The organism is Vibrio sp. 1288, from assembly GCF_033344475.1.
In genome coordinates this window covers 1-983 of sequence record NZ_JAWPOX010000184.1, presented here as the reverse complement: position 1 = coordinate 983, position 983 = coordinate 1, and the positions used below count along the sequence as shown (strand labels likewise).

At 41.8% G+C, this 983-nt stretch carries 1 protein-coding gene; it reads right to left on the bottom strand.

Annotation, left to right across the window (positions count from 1 at the left end; all coding sequences use genetic code 11):
• Positions 1 to 686 (bottom strand): LysR family transcriptional regulator (locus R8O11_RS25545; protein WP_318194653.1); only part of this gene is annotated, 686 nt, incomplete at its 3' end.
• Positions 687 to 983: the final 297 nt, after the last annotated feature.

Sequence of the window (983 nt, the reverse complement as noted above, 5' to 3'; positions counted from 1 at the left end):
ACTTTTGCTGTAAAGTTAGTAACAGTGAGTCTAGGTTGCTTTTGAATGATGTTTATCGAAAGTGCTGGCTGTTCGCGTGCGGTGTCTGCAATGGCAATAATTCGGTATTTCTCTCTTGCTGAATCATCAAACTCGCCACTGCGTTTATGAACGTAATGCTCGGTTGCCGCAACCCAAACCATGGACATCTTGCCAATTTTCTCTGCTTTCACTTCTTGCGGTAACGTATCCAACGAAGGGCACACAAGCAGATCAGCTCTTCCTGTATTCAGAGATTCCCAGCTTCCTGCAAGAATTTCTTCTTGCAGCCTAATGCGTGTCGAGCTTACTTCCGCCAGCGCATCCACCATCGGAAAGAAGTTTGAAATTGGAATGATGCCATCAAACGCAACAGTAATATCCAACTCCCAACCGTTAGCAAGCAAAGTCGCATCATTCACTAACTTTTCACTCGCTTGCAGAATTGCACGCCCTCTTTCCAAAATGAGCTTACCCGCCTCCGTAAAGAGCGCTTTGTGTCCTGAACGGTCAAAAATATTGATGTCGAGATCTTGTTCGAGCTTTTGGATTTGGTAACTCAGTGAAGATGGTGCTCTATCGAGCTCATTTGCCGCTGCCGCAAAGCTGCCTCTGCGATCTATCGCATCCAAGATATGGAGCGCTTCTAAAGTGATAGGGCTCTGCACGATAACTCCCTTTGTGTGATGTGAATCACAGCTGTGATATTTGGATAGATTTGTCAGAAATCGTTTTCAACAATATAACACACTGATAAATAAAGACTAGAAATGCCAAGCATTCAAGAATAGACGACATCAAAACTTGAATATTAAAATGATAATGATAGTAATTATTATTTAGATCCATTAACATTTGCGCGTTGTTATTGCCTATTATGGATTTAAGGTATTGAAACCAATGTATAATAAATCAATTTTATCAGCCTCTATTCTAATTGCACTATCCCAAGGTGCCTACGCTGA